General features: G+C 63.5%; 17 protein-coding genes. 10 read left to right on the top strand and 7 right to left on the bottom strand.

Annotation, left to right across the window (positions count from 1 at the left end):
- Nucleotides 1–317: 317 nt before the first annotated feature.
- From JG747_RS07380 to JG747_RS07370, 3 genes are all read right to left on the bottom strand, one after another.
- Nucleotides 318–2,852 carry a patatin-like phospholipase family protein gene (locus JG747_RS07380; RefSeq protein WP_202361475.1) on the bottom strand — a complete coding sequence of 845 codons (2,535 nt, stop codon included), beginning with the start codon at nucleotides 2,850–2,852 and terminating at the stop codon, nucleotides 318–320.
- A gap of 114 nt (nucleotides 2,853–2,966) precedes the next feature.
- Nucleotides 2,967–3,725, bottom strand: coding sequence for a phosphodiesterase (locus tag JG747_RS07375; protein ID WP_202361474.1), 759 nt, complete (start codon nucleotides 3,723–3,725; stop codon nucleotides 2,967–2,969).
- Between the two features lie 71 nt (nucleotides 3,726–3,796).
- Nucleotides 3,797–4,585 (bottom strand): 3-hydroxybutyrate dehydrogenase, encoded by a 789-nt coding sequence (locus JG747_RS07370; RefSeq protein ID WP_202361473.1) that lies wholly within the window; start codon nucleotides 4,583–4,585, stop codon nucleotides 3,797–3,799.
- A gap of 244 nt (nucleotides 4,586–4,829) precedes the next feature.
- Here JG747_RS07370 and JG747_RS07365 point away from each other — a divergent pair, with 244 nt between their 5' ends.
- Nucleotides 4,830–5,618: an acetoacetate decarboxylase gene (locus JG747_RS07365; protein WP_202361472.1), complete on the top strand. Its 789-nt coding sequence runs from the start codon at nucleotides 4,830–4,832 to the stop codon at nucleotides 5,616–5,618.
- Nucleotides 5,611–6,771, top strand: a complete 1,161-nt coding sequence (locus JG747_RS07360) for a patatin-like phospholipase family protein (protein WP_202361471.1) — start codon at nucleotides 5,611–5,613, stop codon at nucleotides 6,769–6,771. The genes JG747_RS07365 and JG747_RS07360 overlap by 8 nt, the downstream gene beginning before the upstream one ends.
- A 108-nt stretch (nucleotides 6,772–6,879) precedes the next feature.
- On the opposite strand, the gene JG747_RS07355 is transcribed toward JG747_RS07360, so the two are convergent.
- Together JG747_RS07355 and JG747_RS07350 are read right to left on the bottom strand one after the other, a co-directional pair.
- Entirely contained in the window at nucleotides 6,880–8,490 is a 1,611-nt protein-coding gene (locus JG747_RS07355; protein ID WP_202361470.1) for an inorganic phosphate transporter, read from the bottom strand.
- A gap of 98 nt (nucleotides 8,491–8,588) precedes the next feature.
- Nucleotides 8,589–9,803, bottom strand: a complete 1,215-nt coding sequence (locus JG747_RS07350) for an ROK family transcriptional regulator (protein WP_202361469.1) — start codon at nucleotides 9,801–9,803, stop codon at nucleotides 8,589–8,591.
- A gap of 220 nt (nucleotides 9,804–10,023) precedes the next feature.
- On the opposite strand from JG747_RS07350, the gene JG747_RS07345 reads away from it, so the two are divergent.
- The 6 genes from JG747_RS07345 (at nucleotide 10,024) to JG747_RS07320 (ending at nucleotide 16,193) form a co-directional block, all read left to right on the top strand.
- Nucleotides 10,024–11,262 (top strand): extracellular solute-binding protein, encoded by a 1,239-nt coding sequence (locus tag JG747_RS07345; RefSeq protein WP_027047462.1) that lies wholly within the window; start codon nucleotides 10,024–10,026, stop codon nucleotides 11,260–11,262.
- A gap of 184 nt (nucleotides 11,263–11,446) precedes the next feature.
- The gene (locus JG747_RS07340) at nucleotides 11,447–12,331 is read left to right on the top strand and encodes a carbohydrate ABC transporter permease (RefSeq protein WP_019861543.1); all 885 of its coding nucleotides are present in this window, start codon (nucleotides 11,447–11,449) and stop codon (nucleotides 12,329–12,331) included.
- Nucleotides 12,331–13,176: a carbohydrate ABC transporter permease gene (locus JG747_RS07335; protein WP_202361468.1), complete on the top strand. Its 846-nt coding sequence runs from the start codon at nucleotides 12,331–12,333 to the stop codon at nucleotides 13,174–13,176. Before JG747_RS07340 ends, JG747_RS07335 begins: the two co-directional genes overlap by 1 nt.
- Nucleotides 13,173–14,195, top strand: coding sequence for an SIS domain-containing protein (locus tag JG747_RS07330; RefSeq protein ID WP_202361467.1), 1,023 nt, complete (start codon nucleotides 13,173–13,175; stop codon nucleotides 14,193–14,195). The genes JG747_RS07335 and JG747_RS07330 overlap by 4 nt, the downstream gene beginning before the upstream one ends.
- Nucleotides 14,195–15,133 (top strand): PfkB family carbohydrate kinase, encoded by a 939-nt coding sequence (locus JG747_RS07325; protein ID WP_202361466.1) that lies wholly within the window; start codon nucleotides 14,195–14,197, stop codon nucleotides 15,131–15,133. Before JG747_RS07330 ends, JG747_RS07325 begins: the two co-directional genes overlap by 1 nt.
- Entirely contained in the window at nucleotides 15,120–16,193 is a 1,074-nt protein-coding gene (locus JG747_RS07320) for an ABC transporter ATP-binding protein (protein ID WP_064981063.1), read from the top strand. The genes JG747_RS07325 and JG747_RS07320 overlap by 14 nt, the downstream gene beginning before the upstream one ends.
- A 46-nt stretch (nucleotides 16,194–16,239) precedes the next feature.
- On the opposite strand, the gene JG747_RS07315 is transcribed toward JG747_RS07320, so the two are convergent.
- Entirely contained in the window at nucleotides 16,240–16,803 is a 564-nt protein-coding gene (locus JG747_RS07315) for a TetR/AcrR family transcriptional regulator (RefSeq protein WP_019861550.1), read from the bottom strand.
- Nucleotides 16,804–16,948: 145 nt separating this feature from the next.
- Here JG747_RS07315 and JG747_RS07310 point away from each other — a divergent pair, with 145 nt between their 5' ends.
- Complete coding sequence (locus JG747_RS07310; protein WP_027047463.1) at nucleotides 16,949–18,316, top strand: efflux RND transporter periplasmic adaptor subunit; 1,368 nt, start codon at nucleotides 16,949–16,951, stop codon at nucleotides 18,314–18,316.
- Entirely contained in the window at nucleotides 18,313–21,396 is a 3,084-nt protein-coding gene (locus JG747_RS07305; RefSeq protein ID WP_202361465.1) for an efflux RND transporter permease subunit, read from the top strand. Before JG747_RS07310 ends, JG747_RS07305 begins: the two co-directional genes overlap by 4 nt.
- Before the next feature lie 129 nt (nucleotides 21,397–21,525).
- On the opposite strand, the gene JG747_RS07300 is transcribed toward JG747_RS07305, so the two are convergent.
- A complete protein-coding gene (locus JG747_RS07300) occupies nucleotides 21,526–21,981 on the bottom strand; it encodes a L,D-transpeptidase (RefSeq protein WP_202361464.1) in 456 nt (151 codons plus the stop codon).
- Between the last annotated feature and the right edge of the window lie 192 nt (nucleotides 21,982–22,173).

The raw sequence follows: 22,173 nt of genomic DNA, 5'->3' as shown, positions 1-22,173 counted from the left end.
ATTCCTCCCACATTGCAGGCTTGTTCATTCGCCTGACGGGTATTGAACATCTGTATTTCTGTCAAGACTAATGTCCAAAACTGTGTGCTTTTGGGAACTTTCCAGCACCTCCTTCCGGAGCCCTTTCCGGCGGCGAACCGGACCAGGACCTGTCGCCTCCGCGCAACTCCGTGCTTTCAGGGGATCAGCCGACCGGCGATGCGGCAGGGCTCTCGATCGACAGGGCTCACGAGGTTCTCGGCTGCGTGATGGAACGCGCGGGGGATCGTCATGCGGCGACATCGAACGCATCGCCGGGCCGGTCGCCCATGGCGGCGCTATATCATCGCATCCTGCTGGCGCTGCACGATCTTCTCCACGGCGTCGCCAGGCACGTTGAGTTCGGTCAGTGCCTTCCCCACAGCGCCCGGCCAGTCCGGAACCGGGCAGCTCTTCAAGCTGGCGAAATGATCCTTGCCGGTGAAGAAATTGCGGGTCGCGTGGAAGCCAAGTGCGCGATAGACCTCGAACTGTTCTTCGTTGAAGAACTGATCCAGGGTGGTTTGGTGCGGGAACTGCGGATACCGTCTTCGATAATCGCGGATCATGTCGCTCTCGTCGCCGCTCATGCAGGACTTGATGTAGATCAGGACACCGTGCTCGTTTCCGCCATAGTCGATACGACCGATCGCCACGTGCGGCCCCTGGAACCGCGCCTCGTCGGTCGAGGCGTTGACAAGACTGTCCTCGGTCGCCAGGGCATTGGAACCACGCAGTTCGGACCATGGCAGATCTATGAGGATGCCGAGATCAATTCGCGCGTAGCGTTCGACCCGGATAAGCGAGTTGAAGTCGAGCGTCGGGTCCGCTTCCGCGTCGGCAACGACGATGACCTTGCAGCGCCGTTTCAGCAGTTCATACAGGCCTAGATTGTCGAAATGGCCGCCATCCGTCAGGTAGACGTTGCTCGTCAGTTCATCGACCCTGCCAATCGCCTCCTTGGCAAAGTACCAGGGTGCGATATTAGCCAGCAATCGCCGCAGGCCGGTACGACCGCGGAGAAATCGCGGATTTGGAAGCCAGTACCCCAGGCGGACATTCAGTGCGGCAAGGCTGAACGTCAGGATCCGGATCGTATTTGCGCCCATATTGGCCGACGCCGCCGCGCCGGAGATGGCCATTGCCGTGCCGAGATTGAGATTGCGGTCAGCGCGCTCGAGCGACATCGTCGCGGCATAGCCAGTGGCCTGGCTGCCGGTGTAGATGGGACTGAAGACGAAGGAATCGGCGCTGCGACCACGGCGACCGAGATAGGGCGATCCCTCCAGATTGACCGCAGTGTTGATGAGCAGGTACGGCGAGAACCAGACGGAATCGGCCCACTTTCCCGGAGATCCGGGCTTGAGCGAAGTCAACTTGAACTGATCGACATCGGTTGACCGTTTCCGAGCCTGCCTGTCTTTCAGCCGCTTTCTCAAATCAGCAAGGATGTGGCTCTTTTCGGCAAGCTCGTTCCTGGCACTCTCTTTCAGCTTGTCCAGGCGCCAGAGAAACGCCCTGCTCAAGCGGTCCCGATAGTATCCGTGGAGGGAATTCGCGTTGGGTGTCACCAGCAACGACAGGACGATGAGCACACCGGCCAGAACCGCATAGGTCATCCTGGTGTTTCCAATGACCGTGTCTCCAGCGCCGATCCCCGCATAGGAAAGCCCCAGATAGATGCACCACAGCAATATCGGCACGACCATTGCCAGACAGTAGAGCAGTATCTTTGAGGCAAGATGCCTGGCCGTCCCGGTCCACGAATCGTCGCTCTTCGAGGCCGCCGCTACGGCAATCAGCTTGTTGCCGAAGGCAGCAAGGGCCGCCGACATGCCGGCAAGCACGGTCCAGAGCCCTTTGAGAGACGTAGGGGCGTGGATCAGGATGCAGCCGACCCAGTTGATCTCGGAACAATCGTCTGGCGCCTTGGCCGCATCGAAGAAGCCCGCCAGGACATAGGCTTGAAACTCGAAGAAGGCGATCAGCAGGCAGACGATGAAGAAGAGCGCCAAGATCCTGCTGGCCATTTCTCGCTCGACAAGTGTCGTCATGCGGTCGGTCCGGCTGGAAGGCCGAAAGGCAAATATCGAATAGCCGATCTGGACGAGTCCCAGGACCACTGCCATCAGGATCGACCAATAGAACACGTTCCCTGAATTCTGGGTCAGCTTGTGAAGAATGGGTAGCCGCAGCGACGTTTCGGTCGGATTGATCAGGATGGTCAACCAGGCGAGCGTCAACAGCGCGGCTAGGAAGATCATCGCATTGATCAGCAGCCCACGCATCACCACAACGAGGCCGACGACGACATCGATCATTCCCTTCGGCGCCAGATAGTTGGAGTAGTCCCGGATGTGCTGTGTCTCGAGGGTTTCAGGACCGCCGAGCGTGCTTGTGAACGGAAACTCGCCATTGGTCTGCATCAACCCGGCGACCAGCGACGTGCCGATGTAGCCGCCTCCGGAAACCGTCGACATATAGTCGATATTCTCGAACACATTCGGCCGGTCCTTTTCTGTGATGGTCTCCAGCGCCTGCAGCACCCCCATGCAAAATGCCGCCGAACGAATGCCACCGCCCGAGCACGCCAGACCAGTCAGGTCGCGATCCGTCTTGACCACGGGATAGAGGTTGCCGCGTTCGTCTTCTTTGTCCGCCCCTGCCACATTGACTTGGGTGGCTGACGGCTTGGCGGCAGGCCCGTTCACGGCCTTGATGTCCGGTGCGTGTCTGGCCGCAACCAGTTCCCGGCGCCGTGTAACAACCGACGCCTCGGCGGTCATAACCTCATAGAACGAGATCGGCGAAGCTTCCTCAGTGTCGCTGGGCATGGCACTCTCGGCGCGCATGATTGCTCTACGGTTGCACAAGATGCTCCTAAAACACGAAGAAAGACATGGCGCGATGGCGCTATCGCGTCCTTGTCCCCCTCTGTTGGCGGCACATTATCCGGCGACGGGAAAATCGTGGAAATGCGCGATCACCCCCTCCGCATCGATGAAGATCACCGCATAGGCGGGCGGCTCGTGGCCCAGGCTCCAGCTCTGCGAAAAATCGAGCGCGGTCTGGTGGTTGGTGCTGCGCAGCGTGCTGACGGGAATGCCGCGCCAGCTGCCGGCGATCGGCCGATGGACGTGGCCGGCGAAAATGTGGCGGACATTGCCGTGGCGCGACAGCACGTCATGGAAGGCATCGGCGTCGGCAAGCCTGACCTCATCGAGGCCAGGCATATGGATCCGGAACGGCGGGTGATGCATGAACAGGAAGACCGGCCGGTTGCCCGCCTCTTGCAGCCGTTCATCAAGCCATTCGAGCCGCGCGGCGCACAGCCTGCCCTCGACATGGCCGCTGTCCAGCGTGTCGAGCAGGATCAGCCGGCCCTCTGTGCCATCGAACACGCTCTGCACGAACCCCTGCTCGGCGGCGGCATCGGGGAACATTTCGAGGAAAAGCGCCCGGTCGTCATGGTTGCCGAGCATGAGCCGGCAGGGCTGCGAAAATCGCGCCAGCCTGTCGCGCAACGCCGCATAGGCGGCGCGCTCGCCATCATTGGTCAGGTCGCCCGAGATCACCACCATTTCGGCATCGGCGTGGTTCTGGCCGATGTCGGCAAGGCAGGCGTCCAGCCTTGCCAGCGGATCGGAGCCGTAGAGCAGGCCACCCGGCGTCATCAGATGCGGATCGGAGAGCTGGATGATTTTCATGGACCTGACCGTACCCTTCCCGCCGGCGCCGCGTGGCGCCAACCAGAAAACGCAATGCCTCGATTGCCCCTCTACTGCGCCGTCCAGCCGCCGTCCATCGGCAGGGTCGTGCCGGTGATCTGCCTGGCCGCATCCGAGCACAGGAACAGTGTCAACGCCGCAAGTTCCTCCACGGTGACGAATTCCTTCGTCGGCTGTGCGGCGAGCAGCACGTCATGCTTGACCTGTTCCTCGGTCATGCCGCGCGCCTTCATCGTGTCGGGGATCTGCTTCTCGACCAGCGGCGTCCAGACATAGCCGGGCGCGATGGCGTTGACCGTGATGCCGTCCTGCGCGACTTCCAGCGCCACCGTCTTGGTCAGCCCTGCAATGCCATGCTTGGCCGACACATAGGCCGACTTGAACGGCGAGGCGACCAGCGCGTGCGCCGAAGCCGTGTTGATGATGCGGCCCCATTTGCGCGCCTTCATGCCCGGCACCGCAGCCTTGATGGCATAGAAGGCCGCCAGAAGATTGATGCGGATGATGGCTTCCCATTTGTCGTCGGGAAACTCCTCGATCGGCGCGACGTGCTGGATGCCGGCATTGTTGACCAGGATATCGAGGCTGCCGAACGCCGCCTCGGCATCATGCACCATGGCGCTCACCGCCGCCCCATCCATCATGTTGGCGTCGGAGTAGCGGCATTTGACGCCGAAATCCCTCTCGATGCCCAAGCGCCCCTGCTCGATGGCCGCAGGGTCGCCAAGACCATTGATGGTGACGTTGGCGCCCTCGGCGGCGAAGGCGCGGGCAATGGCCAGGCCGATACCGCTGGTCGAGCCGGTGACGAGGGAATTCTTCGAAGACAGGGAACCCATGGTGATCTCGCGAGAGGAGGGAGGGAATGAGAGCATATAATTGTGCGTCGCAACATGACAATGACAGAGCCATATGTCGGTGCGATTACAGCCAGACGGCAGCGCCGGCACGACCCCGTCCGCTGCGAAACCACGGTCGCTTGCCTGACACGGCACTGTCATGGTGCCGTGCAACATAATCGGCTGCGCATTCGCGCGGTCATTCCTGAACGAAATTCATCCGACAGAACCTTGGGGGTGCAGCTTGGAAATCGCCGATGTCGTGAAGCGCGCCTATGCGATGCCGCTGACCAACCCGTCCTTCCCGCCCGGTCCCTACCGTTTCTTCGACCGCGAATACATCATCATCACCTATCGCACGACACGCGAGGCGCTGGAGGCCGTGGTGCCGGCGCCCCTGGAAATCGACGAACCGCTGGTCAAGTATGAATTCATCCGCATGCCTGACTCCACCGGATTCGGCGACTACACCGAGACCGGCCAGGTCATTCCGGTGAAGTACAAGGGCCAGCATGGCGGTTACGTCCACTCGATGTATCTCGACGACGACGCGCCGATTGCCGGCGGCCGCGAGCTGTGGGGCTTTCCGAAGAAACTGGCCAATCCCAAGATCGTCCGCGAAGGCGAGGTGATCGTCGGCACGCTGCATTATGGCAGCGTCCTGTGCGCCATCGGCACGATGGGCTACAAACACCGGGAAGCCGATCACGATTCCGTGCTCGCATCGCTCGCCGCGCCCAATTTCCTGATCAAGATCATCCCGCATGTCGACGGCACGCCGCGTATCTGCGAGCTGGTGCGCTATTATCTCACCGACATCATGCTGAAGGAGGCCTGGACGGCGCCGGCGGCACTGGACCTGCGGCCCCACGTCATGGCCGACGTGGCGAAGCTGCCGGTGCTCGACATCGTCTCCGCAGTCCACTTCAAGGCCGATTTGACGCTTGGGTTGGGCGAGGTCGTCCACGACTATCTCAGTGATCACAGCCGGCTCGCAACCAGCACAACCCAGCCGGAGAAGATTCGTGCTTGAACGCCACCGAAACAAGGAAGCCGCCGCCACAATCGCGGAGATTTCGGCGCAATATGACCGCATCGCTTTGGTGTTCCAGGGCGGCGGCGCGCTCGGCGCATACCAGGCCGGCGTCTACCAGGCGTTGGCCGATGCCGGCTGCGAGCCGAGCTGGCTGTCCGGCGTGTCGATCGGCGCCATCAATGCCGCGATCATCGCCGGCAATGAACCCAGCCGCCGCCTGCAGCGGCTCGAACAGTTCTGGCAAACGATCTCGGGCCGCAAGATCTGGAGCTACACGCCGGAAGGCGACATCTACCGCGACATTCGCAACCGTACCTCGTCCTGGATGACGATGACCATGGGCCAGCCCGGCTTCTTCAAGCCGCGCAACCCCAACCCATGGTTCGAGCCGCAGGGTGCGGAGGGCGCCACCAGCTTCTACGACACCGCCGAGCTGAAAGACACGCTGGAGAGCCTGATCGACTTCGACGTGCTGAACGACGGCAAGAAGCGGCTGAGCGTCGGCGCGGTCAATGTCCGCACCGGCAACTTCGTATATTTCGACACGGAAAAAGTGCGCATCGGACCCGAGCACATCATGGCCAGCGGCGCGCTGCCGCCGGCCTTTCCGTCGGTCCGCATCGAAGGCGAATACTATTGGGACGGCGGCATCGTCTCCAACACGCCGCTGCAATATCTGCTCGACCAGGAAGAGGACCGTTCGTCGCTGGTGTTCCAGGTCGACCTGTTCAGCGCGCGCGGTGTGCTGCCGCGCAGCATGCCGGACGTGCTGTCGCGCCACAAGGACATCATGTATTCCAGCCGCACGCGCCAGAACACCGACAATTTCAAGCGCATCCATGGCCTGAAGATGCGCCTGCTCGATGCGCTCAAGCGCGTACCCAAGGAGCAGCTGACACCGGCGGAAGAAGCGCTGATCGCGGACTATTCGGATGCCGGCCTGGTCAACATCGTGCACCTGATCTACCAGCACAAGGGCTATGAAGGTCACGCCAAGGACTACGAGTTCTCCGGCACCTCGATGCGCGAGCATTGGGAGACCGGCCTGGAAGACACGCAGCGCACCTTGCGCCATCGCAAATGGCTGACCATGCCGGCCAATGCCGACGGCGTCACCATCCACGATCTGCATCGCGAAGACCCGACCTGAAATCGACAGGCCAGCGTAGAGGCCGGGACTTTTCCTCTATCCTCTGAGACCCCAAACGAAAACGGCGCCGCAAGCGGCGCCGTTTTTGCGTAGTGCACTGCGCTCCGCTCAGAACACCTGGCGGAAGACGATGAAAAGCACGAAGGCAAGCGCGATCGAGCACGGCAGGGTCAACACCCAGGCCAGCAGCAGGTTGCGCACCGTCGACCATTGCAGGCCCGAGCCATTGGCGGCCATCGTTCCGGCGACGCCCGACGACAGCACATGGGTGGTCGAAACCGGCAGGCCGAGCCGGTCGGCCATGCCGATGGTCACCATGGCGACGAGTTCGGCCGCCGCACCCTGGCCATAGGTCAGGTGGCTCTTGCCGATCTTCTCGCCGACAGTGACGACGATGCGTTTCCAGCCGACCATGGTGCCGAGACCCAGCGCCAGCGCCACCGCGATCTTCACCCAGAGCGGGATGAACTTCGTCGCATTGTCGACGGCCTTGTGGTAGTCGGTCACCGCCTTGAGATCGGCGCCCTGCATCGGCAGCAGTTGCTTCTTGTCGATCAGCTTGAGCGCCTCGCCGATCAGATAGATGTCGTTGCGGGCGTTGCTGACCAGATCGGTCGGCACGTTGTCGACCGACGCATAGGGCTGCAGTCCAGCCGTCGTGTTATGGATGTAGGTCTGCAAGGCGACCGTAGTCTTGTCGCTCCAGCTGCGGGTGCGCACGGCATCCTGGACGGCCGCCTTGGCATCCTTGGCATCCGTGACGGTGACACCAGGCTTCGCATATTTGCCAAGCGCCGTTTCAACATTGGCCGAAGCCGACTTGTAGGCTTCGAGATAGTTGATGTCGGGCGTGCGGTTCAGCGCATAGGCCGTTGGCACCACGCCGATCAGGATCAGCATGATCAGGCCCATGCCCTTCTGTCCGTCATTGGAGCCATGCGCGAAGCTGACGCCGGTGCAGGTGAAGATCAGCAGGCTGCGGATCCACCAGGGCGGCGGCGTGTTGCCCTTCGGCGCCTCGTAGAGCGCCGGATTACGCACCAGAAGCTTCATCGCATAGAGCAGGATCGCGGCGGCGAAGAAGCCGATGATCGGCGACACCAGCAAGGTCACGCCGACATTTGTCGCCTGTGACCAGTCGACGCCGCTGGTGGCGCTGCCGGACGGCGCCATGAACTGGTTGGCGAGGCCGACGCCGATGATCGAGCCGACCATCGTGTGCGAGCTCGAAGCCGGCAGGCCGAGGAACCAGGTGCCGAGGTTCCACAGGATGGCGGCGACGAGCAGCGCGAACACCATGGCAAAGCCGGAGGAGGAGCCGACCTGCAGGATCAGCTCGACCGGCAGCAGAGACAGGATGCCGAAGGCGACCGCGCCGCTGGAGGTGAGAACGCCGAGGAAATTGAAGACGCCCGACCACATGACGGCGAATTCGGCCGGCAGGGAGCGCGTGTAGATGACGGTCGCCACCGCATTGGCCGTATCGTGGAAGCCGTTGACGAATTCGAAGCCGAGCGCGATCAGCAAGGCGATGCCGAGCAGGATCCACGGCACGGTCTTGGCCACCGCCAGGTCCTGGCTCAGCGCGTAGCCGACATAGACCACGCCGACCAGCACCAGCACGCCGAAGGCCGGCAGAAACCACGTCGCGCCGCCCGAACTGTGCAGCGGATGATCCGGTCTCGGAATGCCCGCCTCACTAGAAACTATGTCCACCATGTCCCACTCCTATTGCATTGCAGCAAAGAACTGGGAAAGACGCTATGTCCGCACGATGAACCCTGTGTGACGCCGAGACGCTTCGGCCTTGGGAGCTCCTATGCCGGAGCGGAACGCGTCTTCAGGATCGCCGAGAACAGCGGATCGAAGGCGCGGCTGATCGGCGCCGCGGCCGCACCGAGCGCGATCGACCAGGGGTCGGTGGTGCCGAGCTGCAGGCGCGGCAGGTTCCTTGCGGGCCGATCGGCGATCGACGGCAGCAGCGGGTGCATCGCCTCGACGAGCCGGCGCGCCAGCGCTTCCGGCGCACCGCTGGTCAGGATCACGGTCTGCGGATCGAAGATCGTCTCGATGAGATGCACGCTCCAGCGCAGATCATGCGCGGCCCCGTCGATCCAGGCCATCATCTTCGTATCCTCGGCCAGCACCAGGGCGTTCATCTGTTCGTAGATATCGCTGTCCGCCGGATTGAGGTCGAGATGCTGGTAGAGCGAGGCCAGCGAGGCGCGGTGCTCGAGCGGCGTCGAGCCTGGGCCGGCCGGCGCCAGCAGGGCCATGCCGATTTCGCCGGCATTGCCATGGCCGCCGCTATAGAGTTCGCCATTGAGGATCAGCCCGGCGCCGATGCCGTAGCCGACATAGAGACAGACCGCGTGGTCGACGCCGTGCGCCGCGCCGACGATACGTTCGGCAGTGGCGCAGGCGGCGGCATCGTTCTGCAGGCCGACATTCAGCCCCGTGCCTTTGGCCAGCGTCTCCAGCAGCGGAAACTTCTGCCAGGCCGGCATCATCCATTTGTCGTCCGAATCCTTCAGTCCGAAAGGACCGGGCATGGCAACGCCGAGACCGACCAGCCGTTTTTCCGACTGCGCGGAAATGCCGGCCAGGTCACGGCGCACACCTGCAATCAGCTTCAGGATGATCTCGACGCCCTTCGACGGCTCATCGAAAGGCAGGTTCGCCTCGGCCCGCGCCAGCACGCTGCCCATCAGGTCGACGGCCACCGCGCGCGTCAGATGGCGGTCGATATGCAGGCCGATGGCGAAGGCGCCTTCGGGCACCAGCCTGTAAGGGGTAGACGGTTGCCCCCTGCCCTTGCGCACCGCGTCCAGCGCGACGACCAGGCCGTCGCTTTCGAGATCCTCGATGATGTTGGAGACCGCCTGCTTGGTGAGCTGAGTCGCCCGCGCCAGGTCGGCCCGCGACAGGGCGCCATTGAGGCGTAGCGCCTCGATCATGACCCGGCGGTTGTGTGCGCTGGTGCCTTCCTGGTTGGTGCCGCTTTTGGCGCGGATCGGGCTGATGTCATCCACCGGCTTTTCCCCTCTTGACTCCATTAGAATATTGATCGACTAATTAAGTCAAGCGAGTTGACTTAATGCAAACCGAATGTCCCAAAACAAGATGGCCAAGGCCTTCCGCCTGTCGCCACTGGTCGGCCGGGTAAGCATCAGGTCACGCGACATGGACCCGGGAAGGCGAAGCGAAACGCCCGCATCGCCGACCCGTCAACGCCGGAAATGGGAGAAGAAGATGCTTAAGACAATCACCAAAACACTGGTCGGCGCGGTCTTCGCCGGAGGACTGCTCGTCCCTCACGCTTTCGCCGAAACGACGCTCAATGCGCTGTTCATGGCGCAGGCCGCCTACAGCGAGGCCGATGTGCGCGCCATGACGGACGCCTTCACCAAGGCCAATCCGGACGTCAAGGTCAATCTCGAATTCGTTCCCTATGAAGGCCTGCACGACAAGACCGTGCTGGCCCAGGGGTCGGGCGGCGGCTACGACGTCGTGCTGTTCGACGTCATCTGGCCGGCCGAATACGCCACCAACAAGGTGCTGGTCGACGTCTCGTCGAAGATCACCGACGACATGAAGAAGGGTGTGCTGCCCGGCGCCTGGACCACGGTCCAGTACGACGGCAAATACTACGGCATGCCGTGGATCCTCGACACCAAATATCTGTTCTACAACAAGGACATCCTGGAGAAGGCCGGCATCAAGACACCGCCGAAGACCTGGGAAGAGCTTGGCGCACAGGCCAAGATCATCCAGGACAAGGGCCTGCTGAAGACGCCGATCGCCTGGAGCTGGTCGCAGGCCGAGGCCGCGATTTGCGACTACACCACGCTGGTCAGCGCCTATGGCGGCGACTTCCTCAAGGACGGCAAGCCGGACTTCCAAAATGGCGGCGGCCTCTCGGCGCTGAAATACATGGTCGACAGCTACAAGTCCGGCCTCACCAACCCGAATTCCAAGGAATTCCTGGAAGAAGACGTGCGCAAGGTCTTTGAAAACGGCGATGCCGCCTTCGCGCTGAACTGGACCTACATGTACAACATGGCCAACGATCCGAAGGACTCGAAAGTGGCGGGCAAGGTCGGCGTCGTGCCGGCACCGGGCGTCACCGGCATCAGCGAGGTGTCGGCCGTCAACGGTTCGATGGGCCTCGGCGTCACCGCGGTCTCGAAGCATCCGGACGAAGCCTGGAAATACATCGAATACATGACCTCGCAGGCGACGCAGAACCAGTATGCCAAGCTGTCGCTGCCGATCTGGGCCTCGTCCTATGACGACCCGGCCGTCACCAAGGGCCAGGAAGAGCTGATCGCCGCCGCCAAGCAGGGTCTTGCCGCCATGTATCCGCGTCCGACCACGCCGAAATACCAGGAACTGTCGACCGCGCTGCAGCAGGCGATCCAGGAATCGCTGCTCGGCCAGTCCTCGCCTGAGGATGCCTTGACCACGGCCGCCAAGAACAGCGGCCTCTAAGCACTTTTCTCCAGTTGCGGGCGGCACTACAGCGCCGCGCGTCCCTTGGACGCGCAAAGGACGCTGTAGCGCTTCTGATCTTGCGCATGATCCTTTCCGGAAGTCGGTTCCGACTTCCGGGGTCATGCGCGAGTGCCGCCCGTGCTATGTCTGAAACCAAGATCGCTAGGGAGAGGTTGCTCCGATGTCGAGCACCTGGATGACGACCCGTGCCTGGTTGCTGATGCTGCCGCTGCTCGTGGTCATGGTCGCCGTCATCGGCTGGCCGCTGGTCGATACGGTCGGTCTTTCCTTCACCGACGCCAAGCTGGTCGGCACCGGCGGCAATTACGTCGGCTTCGACAATTACACCAACATGCTGTCGAGCTCGAATTTTTCGCGCACGCTGGTCACCACGACGCTGTTCGCCGTCATTTCCGTTGCCGCCGAAATGGTGATCGGCGTTCTCGCCGCGTTGCTCCTCAATCAGCAGTTCCACGGTCGCGCCATCCTGCGCGCCTTGATGATCCTGCCCTGGGCATTGCCGACCGTGGTCAACGCCACGCTGTGGCGGCTGATCTACAATCCCGAATATGGCGCGCTGAACGCCGCCCTGACGCAACTCAATCTCATCGACGCCTACCGCTCCTGGCTGGGTGAGCCGGGAACGGCGCTGGTGGCGCTCATCGTCGCCGACTGCTGGAAGAACTTTCCGCTGGTGGCGTTGATCGCGCTCGCCGCCTTGCAGGCGGTGCCGCGCGACATCACCGCCGCCTCGCTTGTCGATGGCGCGGGACCGTTCAACCGCTTCCGCTTCGTCATCCTGCCCTATCTCGCCGGCCCGCTGATGGTGGCGCTGGTGCTGCGCACCATCGAGGCCTTCAAGGTCTTCGACATCATCTGGGTGATGACCCGCGGCGGCCCGGCAAACAGCACGCGCACGCTGTCGATCCTTGTCTACCAGGAGGCTTTCTCCTTCCAGCGCGCCGGCTCCGGCGCGTCGCTGGCGCTGATCGTCACCTTGCTCGTCACCGTGCTCGCCGTCGCCTATGCGGCGCTGGTCAGGAAGACCGCCGGGAGTGCCGCCTGATGGAACGCAGAAGCGCCGCCTTCACCATCTTCATCCATGCCTGCGCGCTGCTGCTCGCCGCCATCATCCTGGCGCCGATCGCCTGGCTGTTCATCATGAGCATTTCGCCTGCCGCCGATCTCGCCGCCAAGCCGCTGCGCTGGTGGCCGCTGGCCGCCGACTTCTCGCGCTACCAGACATTGCTGTCGACCGCCGAAAACAGCGCCGGCGCCGCCTTCACCTCGTCGCTGCGCAACAGCCTGGAGATCGCCGGCATGGCGACGCTGGCCGCACTCGCCCTGGCTATCCCCGCCGGCTGGGCGGTCTCGCGCACGCCGGCGATCGGCTGGTCGCTGTCGATGGTCATTGCCACCTACATGCTGCCGCCGGTGGCGCTCGCCGTGCCGCTCTATATGGGCCTGTCGCATCTCGGCCTGCTCAACAATGTCTTCGGCCTGGCGCTGGTCTATTTGACCATATTGGCGCCCTTCACCACCTGGCTGATGAAATCCGGTTTTGACTCGATTCCGCGCGAGATCGAGGCGGCGGCGATGATCGACGGCGCCGGCCTGTTCCAGACCTTGCGCATCATCACGCTGCCGCTGGCGGCGCCAGTCATGGCGACATCGGCGCTGTTTGCCGTGCTGCTCGCCTGGGACGAATTCTTCTATGCGCTGCTGTTCACCTCCGACCAGCGCGCCAAGACCTTGACCGTCGCCATCGCCGATTTGGCCGGCGGCCGTGTTTCCGACTACGGGCTGATCGCCACCGCCGGCGTGCTGGCCGCTTTGCCGCCGGTGCTGATTGGCCTCGTCATGCAGCGGGCGCTGATCTCGGGCCTGACCAGCGGCGGTGTGAAAGGATGACGATGACTGCAACAAGAATTCGGCCGGCCGGACTGGTCGCCATCGACCGCGAAATGGCGCGCCAGCATGCGGACGCGCGTGCTTCGTTCGAACACAACACTGCCATGGCGGCAAACGTCGCCGCCTCGATCAGGAAGACCGGCCGGCTGCTGCTGCTCGGCATGGGCGGGTCGCATGCCGTCAGCCGCGCCGTCGAGCCGCTCTATCGCGCGCATGGCATCGATGCGCTGGCGCTGGCGCTCTCGGAACAGCTCGGCCAGCCGGTGCCGCTGGACGGCAAGACGGTGCTCGTCACCTCGCAGTCTGGCGAGAGCGCGGAGGTCGTCAGATGGTTTGCGGAAGCCGGAAGCGTTGCCGATGTTTTCGGCCTGACGCTCGAAGGCGGCTCCTTTCTCGCCCGCGCCGCGCCTTGCCTGGTCGGCGCCGGCGGCACCGAACTGGCCTTCGCCGCGACCCGCAGCCTGACCGTGACCTTCGCCTTGCATCTGGCCATCCTGGCTGCGTTGGGCGAGGACCCGAGTGCCGCTCTTGGCGCGCTGGACCAGAAACAGGACAACGACATCACGCAAGCGCTCGCAGCGCTGGAGGAGGTAACGACCATCGTCACCTCCGGCCGCCGCCTGCAGGGCGTCGCCGAGGCGCTGGCGCTCGGCCTCACCGAACTGTCGCGGCTGCCCTGCTTCTCGCTCGAAGGCGGCCAGTTGCGGCACGGACCGATGGAGATGCTCGGCCCAAAAATCGGAATCATCCTGTTTCGCGGCAACGATCCGACAGCGGAACTGGTGACGGCGATGGCCCTTTCCGTGGTCGAGGCCGGCGCGCCGCTGATCGTCTTCGACGCTTCCGGGCAATCGCCGGTCGCGGGCGCCGTCACGCTCTCGTTCAAGCCGGCTTCGGGTCTCGCCGCGATCTTCGCCATGCTGCCGGTGGCACAGCGCCTGATGATCGCCTTCGCCGACAGTCGCGTCGACAATGCCGGTACGCCCGTGCGCTCGACCAAGATCACCAGGAGCGAGTGATGCGTCCGCTCGCGGTGATCGGCAATGTCAATGTCGACCTGATTGTCGGCCCGGTCGCGCCATGGCCGAAGGCAGGCACCGAAACCGTCGTCGATCACGACGATCTGCGCGTTGGCGGACAGGCCGGCAACACCGGGCTCGCCTGGCAGGCGTTGGGCATTGATTTCGAGATCGCCGCCAATGTCGGCGACGATCAGTTCGGCCGCTGGTTGCGCGAGGCGTTCGGCAGCCGCGCCGACAAATGGCCGGTGCGCCCGGAGAGCACGACGCTTTCGGTCGGCATGACCCATCCCGACGGCGAAAGGACGTTTTTCACCACGCGCGGCCACCTGCCCCGCTTCAGCCTTGCCGACGTATTTTCGGTGCTCGACGGCAAGCGCCTCGCCGGCGGCTATGCGTTGCTGTGCGGCTCCTTCCTCACCGATGACCTCACCCGCGACTACGAAGCGTTCTTCGACTGGGCGAACGGGCACGACATAGCGGTGGCGCTGGACACCGGTTGGCCGATGGAGGGCTGGACCCCAGCGAACTGCAAGGCGGCGCGCACATGGCTCGCGCGCTGCGACCTTGCTCTGTTCAACGAGGTGGAGACCGTGACCCTGGCCGGCCTGCCCGATCCGGTCGAGGCCGCGCGGCAAATCCAGTCCAGCATGAAGAAGGGCGCGACCGCCGTCGTCAAGCGCGGCCCCGAAGGGGCGATCGCCATCGGCCCGGGCGGAGCGCTGGTCACGGCGACCGCGCCTGACGTCAAGGTCATCGACACCATCGGCGCCGGCGATGTTTTCAATGCGGCCTTCCTGGCCGCACTGGCGCAGGACCAGACACTGACCGCCTCGCTTGCAGCCGCGACGCAGGTGGCGTCGCGCGCCATATCAACCTTGCCCCGTAACTACGGCGAACCGATGCATCCAAGGAAAGCCACGCATGAGCGCGCTTGAAATCCGCAACGTCCGCAAGAATTACGGCAGCGTCGAAACGCTGAAAGGCATCGACATCGCTCTGCAGAGCGGCGAATTCCTGGTGCTGCTCGGCTCGTCGGGTTGCGGAAAGTCGACGCTTCTCAACATCATCGCCGGCCTCGCCGAAGCGACGAGCGGCGACGTGCTGATCGGCGGCCGCTCGATCCTTGGCGTTCACCCCAAGAACCGCGACATCGCCATGGTCTTCCAGTCCTACGCGCTCTATCCGAACCTGACCGTGCGCCGTAATATCGGCTTCGGGCTGGAAATGCGCGGCGTCGCCGCCGACGAGCGCGAAAAGGCGGTGGCCGAGGCGGCAAGACTGCTGCAGATCGAAGCCCTGCTCGACCGCAAGCCGAGCCAGCTTTCCGGCGGCCAGCGCCAGCGCGTCGCCATCGGCAGGGCACTGGTGCGCAAGCCGCAGGTGTTCCTGTTCGACGAACCCTTGTCCAATCTCGACGCCAAGCTGCGCCTGGAAATGCGCACCGAGCTGAAGCGCCTGCATCAGATGCTGCAGACCACCGTCGTCTACGTCACTCACGACCAGATCGAGGCAATGACGCTGGCGAGCCGCATCGCGGTGATGCGCGACGGCAGGATCGAGCAGCTCGGCACGCCCGAGGAGATCTACAACGAGCCGGCAACGCTCTATGTCGCCGGCTTTGTCGGCGCACCGTCGATGAACATGCTGCAGGCGACGGTTCAAGGGACCACGCTGGCCATCGATGGCGCCAAGGCGAGCCTGCCCTTGCCCGCCCGTTTCCGCGACGCGGTGCAGGACGGAGCGCGGGTTGTGGCCGGCATCAGGCCCGAAGCACTGCGGGTCGCGGCGGATGCGGCCGCGCCGTCAGTGCCGGTGGAAATTGAAGTCGTCGAATTGACCGGTCCCGAACTGGTCACCACCGCACGGATCGGCACACAGCGGCTGACGGCCTGCCTGCCGCCGGCGTCCCGCGTCGCGAAAGGTCAGGCGGCAAGCTTCGCCTTCAGCGAGGACGCGCTGCGGCTCTTCGACCCTGACACCGGCAAGGCTTTTTGAGTCTGACCCGGAAAAACCGGTGCCTGCCGGCTGAAGGCTTTCAGGATTACGTCGCGGGGGCTTGCGCCGCATCGGGCGAACCGGCGATTTCCAGCAAGGACGCCACCAGCAGTTCCCGCTCGTCCTTCGACAGCACGTCGGAATCGAAAAGGTTCATGCTGCGCAGCCCCTCGATGGCGAGGTAACAGACCAGCAGCGATTTGAGGTCTGATGTTTCGCCCTTCAGCCGTTCGAAAAGCTGCCGCTTGAATGTCTTTATCGGCGTCATGAAATCGGGATCCTCGGCGATCGCCGAAAAGATCCACGAGGCCGAGGGGCGCTTTTCCTCGCAATCATCGGCCGACAGCCTGATGTAGACGGCGAGCGGATTTTTGCCATCGTCGTTGCTGTTGGCGGTCTCCAGCGCCTGCTCGAAGTCGCGCAGATAGCCTTCGACCAGCCCCTGCATCAATTTGGCCTTGGTCGGAAAATTGTAGAGCAACCCACCCTTCGACACGCCAGCGCGGCTGGCGACGGCATCCAGCGACAGGCTGCCGGGCCCGAATTCCCGGGCAACGTCAGCCGCCGCCGCGAGTATCTTCTCGCGCGAGTTCGGTCGTCGGGCTCTCATGGCGCCTCCCTTCGCAAGCTTAGGCCCAATTGACAAGACCGTCCAGACGGTACAGTAAAGCCGCCACTATTTGAAATCGGGACCCGCAGTCGATATGTGTCCCGATGTCCGCGCTTCGCGCCGGATTTCGACTGAGGGGACTTCCTTGTTCAAGCGCATACTCCGTTTCTTCGTCATCATTCTCGTTCTGGCCGTGCTGGTCGTTGTGGTCGGCGGCATCGTCGGCTTCAACTTCCTGCGCGACAACGGCATCAAGCAGTATTTCGCCACGATGAAGCCGCCGGCTGCGACAGTGTCGACGACCATCGCCAAGCCGTCGAGCTGGACGCCGGGCGTCGAGGCGATCGGTACGGTGCGAGCCGTGCGCGGCGTCGACCTAACGGTCGAGACCACCGGCATCGTCAAGGACATCCTTTTCCATGCCAACCAGAAGGTGGCGGCCAATGCGGTGCTGCTGCAGCTCGACGATGCCGTCGAGCGCGCCGATCTCGACGCGCAGAAGGCGCAGGCCGCCCTCGATCAGGTATCGCTGACCCGCGCCATCGAACTGACCAGGCGTGGCGTCGGCTCCGACTCGACGCTGGACACCGCACGTGCGGCGGCTTCGGCTTCGGCGTCCCAGGTCACCAAGCTGCAGGCCGTGCTCGACCAGAAGCAGCTGACGGCGCCTTTCGGCGGCACGGTCGGTATTCCGAAGATCGATATCGGCCAGTATATGGCGCCCGGCACCGCCGTGGTGACACTGCAGGATCTCGACACGATGCGGGTCGATTTCTCGGTACCCGAACAGCAGCTCCCGCTGCTCAAGATCGGCCAGACGGTTCGGCTGGGCTTGAGCGGCGGGGACATGCCGTTTGCCGGCGAAATCCGCGGCATCGACCCCAAGATCGACCCGTCCAGCCGGCTGGTGAACATCCGGGCGGAAGTCGCCAATCCCGACGGCAAGCTAACCCCTGGCCAGTTCGTGCAGGTGCGTGTCGAACTGCCCGAGGAGCAGAACGTGCTGTCGCTGCCGCAGACGGCACTGACCACCAGCCTCTATGGCGATTACATCTTCGTGGTGCAGCCGGCCAAGCCCGCCGGCGCTGCGCCGGCGCAGCCCGCCAAGCCGGAAGAAAAGCCGGCCGCGGCGGCCACCGACAAGCCGGCGGATGCCAAGCCGGCGGACGCGATGAAACCAGCTGCCGATGCCATGAAGCCCGCTGCTGATGCCATGAAGCCTGCCGCCGATGCTGCAAAGCCGGCGGACAAGGCCGCTCCCGACGCCGCCAAACCGGCTGCCGACCCGGCCAAGCCGGCGGCGGAGGGCGACAAGCCCGCGCTGGTGCTGTCTCAGGTCTTCGTCAAGCCCGGCCGCCGCAATCAGGGCATGGTCGAGATCGTCGAAGGGCTGAAGGCCGGCGACGAGGTCGTCACCGCAGGTCAGAACCGCCTCTTCAACGGCATGTCCGTCAATGTCGACAACACCATCGACCCGACCAAATCGGCGAACAAGCAGGCCGACCAGCAATGAGCTTTTCCGATCTCTTCATTCGCCGGCCCGTCCTGTCGACGGTCCTTGCCTGCATGATCCTGCTCCTGGGTTTCCAAGGCATCTTCAACCTGTCGATCCGCCAGTATCCGAAGGTGGACGAAACCGCGATCACGATTACGACGGCCTATCCGGGCGCCAGCGCCGACCTGATCCAGGGCTTCATTTCCGCCCCGATCGCGCGCGCCGTCGCCTCGACCGAAAACATCGACTACGTCACTTCGTCCAGCCGTCCGTCCTCCAGCACCGTGACGGTGCAGATGAAGCTCGGCTCCAACCCCGACGTGGCGCTGACCGAAGTGCTGTCCAAGGTCCAGGGCGTGCGCGGCACCTTGCCGGACGCTTCCAAGGACCCTGTCATCGTCAAGGGCACCGGCCAGCAGTTCGCGATGATGTACATCTCGATGCAGAATCCGAACATGACGAAGGAGCAGCTGACGGAGTATATCGAGCGCGTCATCCGGCCCCGCATGTCGACGGTCGAAGGTGTCGCCGACGTCCAGATCTTCGGCGCCCAGCAATATTCGATGCGCGTCTGGATCGACCCTGTCCGGCTTGCCGCACGCGGTGTAACGGCGGCGGAAGTGCTGACGGCGATCAACAATTCCAACTTCCTGTCGGCGCCCGGCAACACCCAGAACGAATATGTCGTTTCGTCGATCGCCGTGCGCTCGACGCTGCAGACGCCGGAAGCCTTCGCCGAACTGCCCCTGCGCTCGACCGACGGCAATGTGGTGCGGCTGCGCGACGTGGCCCGCGTCGAACTCGGCGCTGAAAATACCGACACCAGGGTCTCGTTCAACGGCAAGCCCGGCACCTTCCTCGCCATCTTCCCAACCCCTGCAGCCAACCCGCTGACTACTGCGGCAGCGCTCACCAAGCTTGTGCCGCAGATCCAGGAAACGCTGCCGAAAGGCATGACGATCGAGGTCGTCTACGACGCGACCGGGCAGATCAGCGCCTCGATCGAGGAGGTGTTCAAGACCATCGGCGAGGCTGTTGCCATCGTCGTCGTGGTCATCCTTCTGTTCCTCGGCTCGTTCCGTTCGGTGATGATGCCGATCATCACCATTCCGTTGTCGCTGATCGGCGTCTGCTTCCTGTTGTTTGCGGTCGGCTATTCGATCAACCTTCTGTCGCTGCTGGCCATGGTGCTGGCGATCGGTCTTGTCGTCGACGATGCCATCGTGGTGGTGGAGAACATCCACCGCCACATGGAAGAAGACCACATGACGCCGATGCAGGCGGCGTTCAGCGGCATGCGCGAGATCGCCTCGGCCATCGTCGCCATGACCATGACGCTGGCCGCCGTGTTCGCGCCGCTGGCCTTCACCGGCGGCCTGACCGGCGCGCTGTTCCGCGAGTTCGCGGTGACGCTCGCCGGCTCGGTGGTGCTGTCGGGCGTCATCGCCGTCACCATCACCCCGATGATGTCGGCGCGTCTCTTGAAGGCCGGCACGCCGGGCCGTTTCCAGCGCATTGTCGACGGCATTTTCGCGCGGGTCGAGCACGTCTATGAGCGTGCCGTCACCGGTTCGCTGAACTATCGTCCTTTGACGCTGATCATCGTGCTCGCGCTGGTCGGCGTGACCGGCTTCATGTTCACCAAGACCTCGAGCGAGCTGGCGCCCGAAGAGGATCAGGGCTTCCTGCTCTCGCTCGTGACCGCGCCGACCTATGCGACATCGGATTACACCGAAACCTATGTGAACCAGATGCTCGGACTGGTGAGGGATATTCCCGAAACGCGGGCGCAGTTCTCGGCGGTCGCCTTCGGTGGCACGACAAACAGCGCCTTTGTCGGCTTTGCCTTCAAGGATTGGGCGGAGCGCAAGCGCAATTCGAAGGAACTGCAGGCCGACATCACGGCTCGTATCGCGAAGGTGGCGGGCGTGCAGGCCTTCGTCTTCGCACCGCCGACGCTGCCGGGCTCCGGTGGCGGCCTGCCGATCGCCCTGGTCGTGCGCTCGACCGGCGATTCCGCGGAAGTCTACAAGGCCGCTGAGCAGATCAAGAACAAGGCACAGGCCTCCGGCCGTTTCATCGTCGTGCAGAACTCGATGTCTTACGATTCGCCGCAGGTGACGGTCACCATCGACCGCGACCGAGCCGCCGCGCTGAACCTGCCGATCGCCGATATCGGCCGGACGCTGACGCTGCTGGTCGGCGGTGCCGAAGTGGCGCAGTTCGACCGCGACTCCAACAGCTATGACATCATCCCCCAGGTGCCGCAGCAATTCCGCGACAACCCCGAAAAGCTCGGCGAATATTTCGTGCGCAGCGCAACGGGCGAGATGGTGCCGCTGTCGGCGGTGGTGAATATCTCGAACAATGCCTCGCCGGCGGCGATCGAACAGTTCAACCAGCTGAATTCGTCGACTATCTCGGCGCTGCCCCTGCCCGGCGTCACCACGGGCGACGGTTTGAAGGTCCTCGAGGACATTGCCAGGGAGAGCCTGCCCGACACCTTCTTCATCGACTATTCCGGCCAGTCCCGGCAGGAGAAGGAACAGGGCAACACCATCCTGATCGCTTTCGCAGCAGCCGTCATCGTCATCTACCTGGTGCTGGCGGCGCAGTTTGAAAGCTTCCGCGATCCGCTCATCATCATGATGGCGGTGCCGCTGTCGATCTTCGGCGCGATCGTGCCGCTCAATCTCGGTCTCGGCACGCTCAACATCTACACGCAGGTGGGTCTGATTACGCTGATCGGCCTGATCACCAAGCACGGCATCCTGCTGGTCGAATTCGCCAACCAGCAGCGCGAGGCGCATGGCCTGCGGCGGCGCGACGCCATCATCGCCTCGGCCAAGGTGCGCCTGCGGCCGATCCTGATGACGACGGCGGCTATGGCGCTAGGCGTCGTACCGCTGATCACGTCGAGCGGCGCCGGTGCTGCTGCCCGCTATTCGATGGGCCTGGTCATCTTCACCGGCATCCTGGTCGGCACCATGTTCACGCTCTTCGTCGTGCCGATGTTCTACACCTTCATCGCCAGCAAGGACCTGCCGCATCTTGCTGAAAAGCCGGATCCGAGGCTGATGCCGGCATTGCCGGACTGATAGAAGCCGAAGAACAAAAAAGAGGCCGGAAAAATCCGGCCTCTTTTTTTGGCTGCGCTCAATACCGCCGGAATGGTCCGACAGGAGTCCTGAACAGGCGCGGCAGTCCGCCGGCCTGCCCACAGCCTGCTACTTGACGATGACGATGCTGGTGTTGGCCGGCCCGAAAATCTCGACCAGCTGATAGAAATCGGCCGCATTGTCCGGGTGCAGCCGCACGCAGCCATGCGAGGCCGGCTGGCCGAGGCGCTTGATGGCATAGGTGGCATGCACCGCGTAGCCGCCGCTGAAGAACACCGAATGCGGCATCGGCGCGTTGTCGTACTTCTTCGAGTACCACATCTCATGCATGCGCGTCGGCTTGAACGAGCCGGTCGGCGTCACATGCGCCCGGTCACCGGTGGAAACCTTCCAGGCGAAAGTCGGCCGGCCATCGACCGAGACCTCCATGATCTGCTGCGAAAGCGAGACCCGCGCTACGATCTTGTTGGCGGCATGGGCTGCGTTGGCGCCGAACAGAAGTGCTGCACCCGTGAGCGCGGCGGCGGTGATGTTGATGAGCTTGGCGGAAATGGTGGTGTGCATGATGTCCCCTCTCTCTGCCGGTCAGGCCGGCTCCAATTCGATGAGCGGGTTATCGTTGCGGCATGTTTCGGCGGGATTTCGCGAAATGCTCGTTTGTGTTTCGAATCTGTTTCCTCTGGTTAACAGGCCAAGCGGCCATAGCGACGACGATCGCATCCCGACGACGGCGGCGATGTGGAGCACATAGGTATT

This window comes from Mesorhizobium sp. 131-3-5, assembly GCF_016756575.1.
In the GTDB taxonomy this organism is placed as follows: Bacteria; Pseudomonadota; Alphaproteobacteria; order Rhizobiales; family Rhizobiaceae; genus Mesorhizobium; species Mesorhizobium jarvisii.
This window is presented reverse-complemented; position numbering and strand designations above follow the sequence as displayed.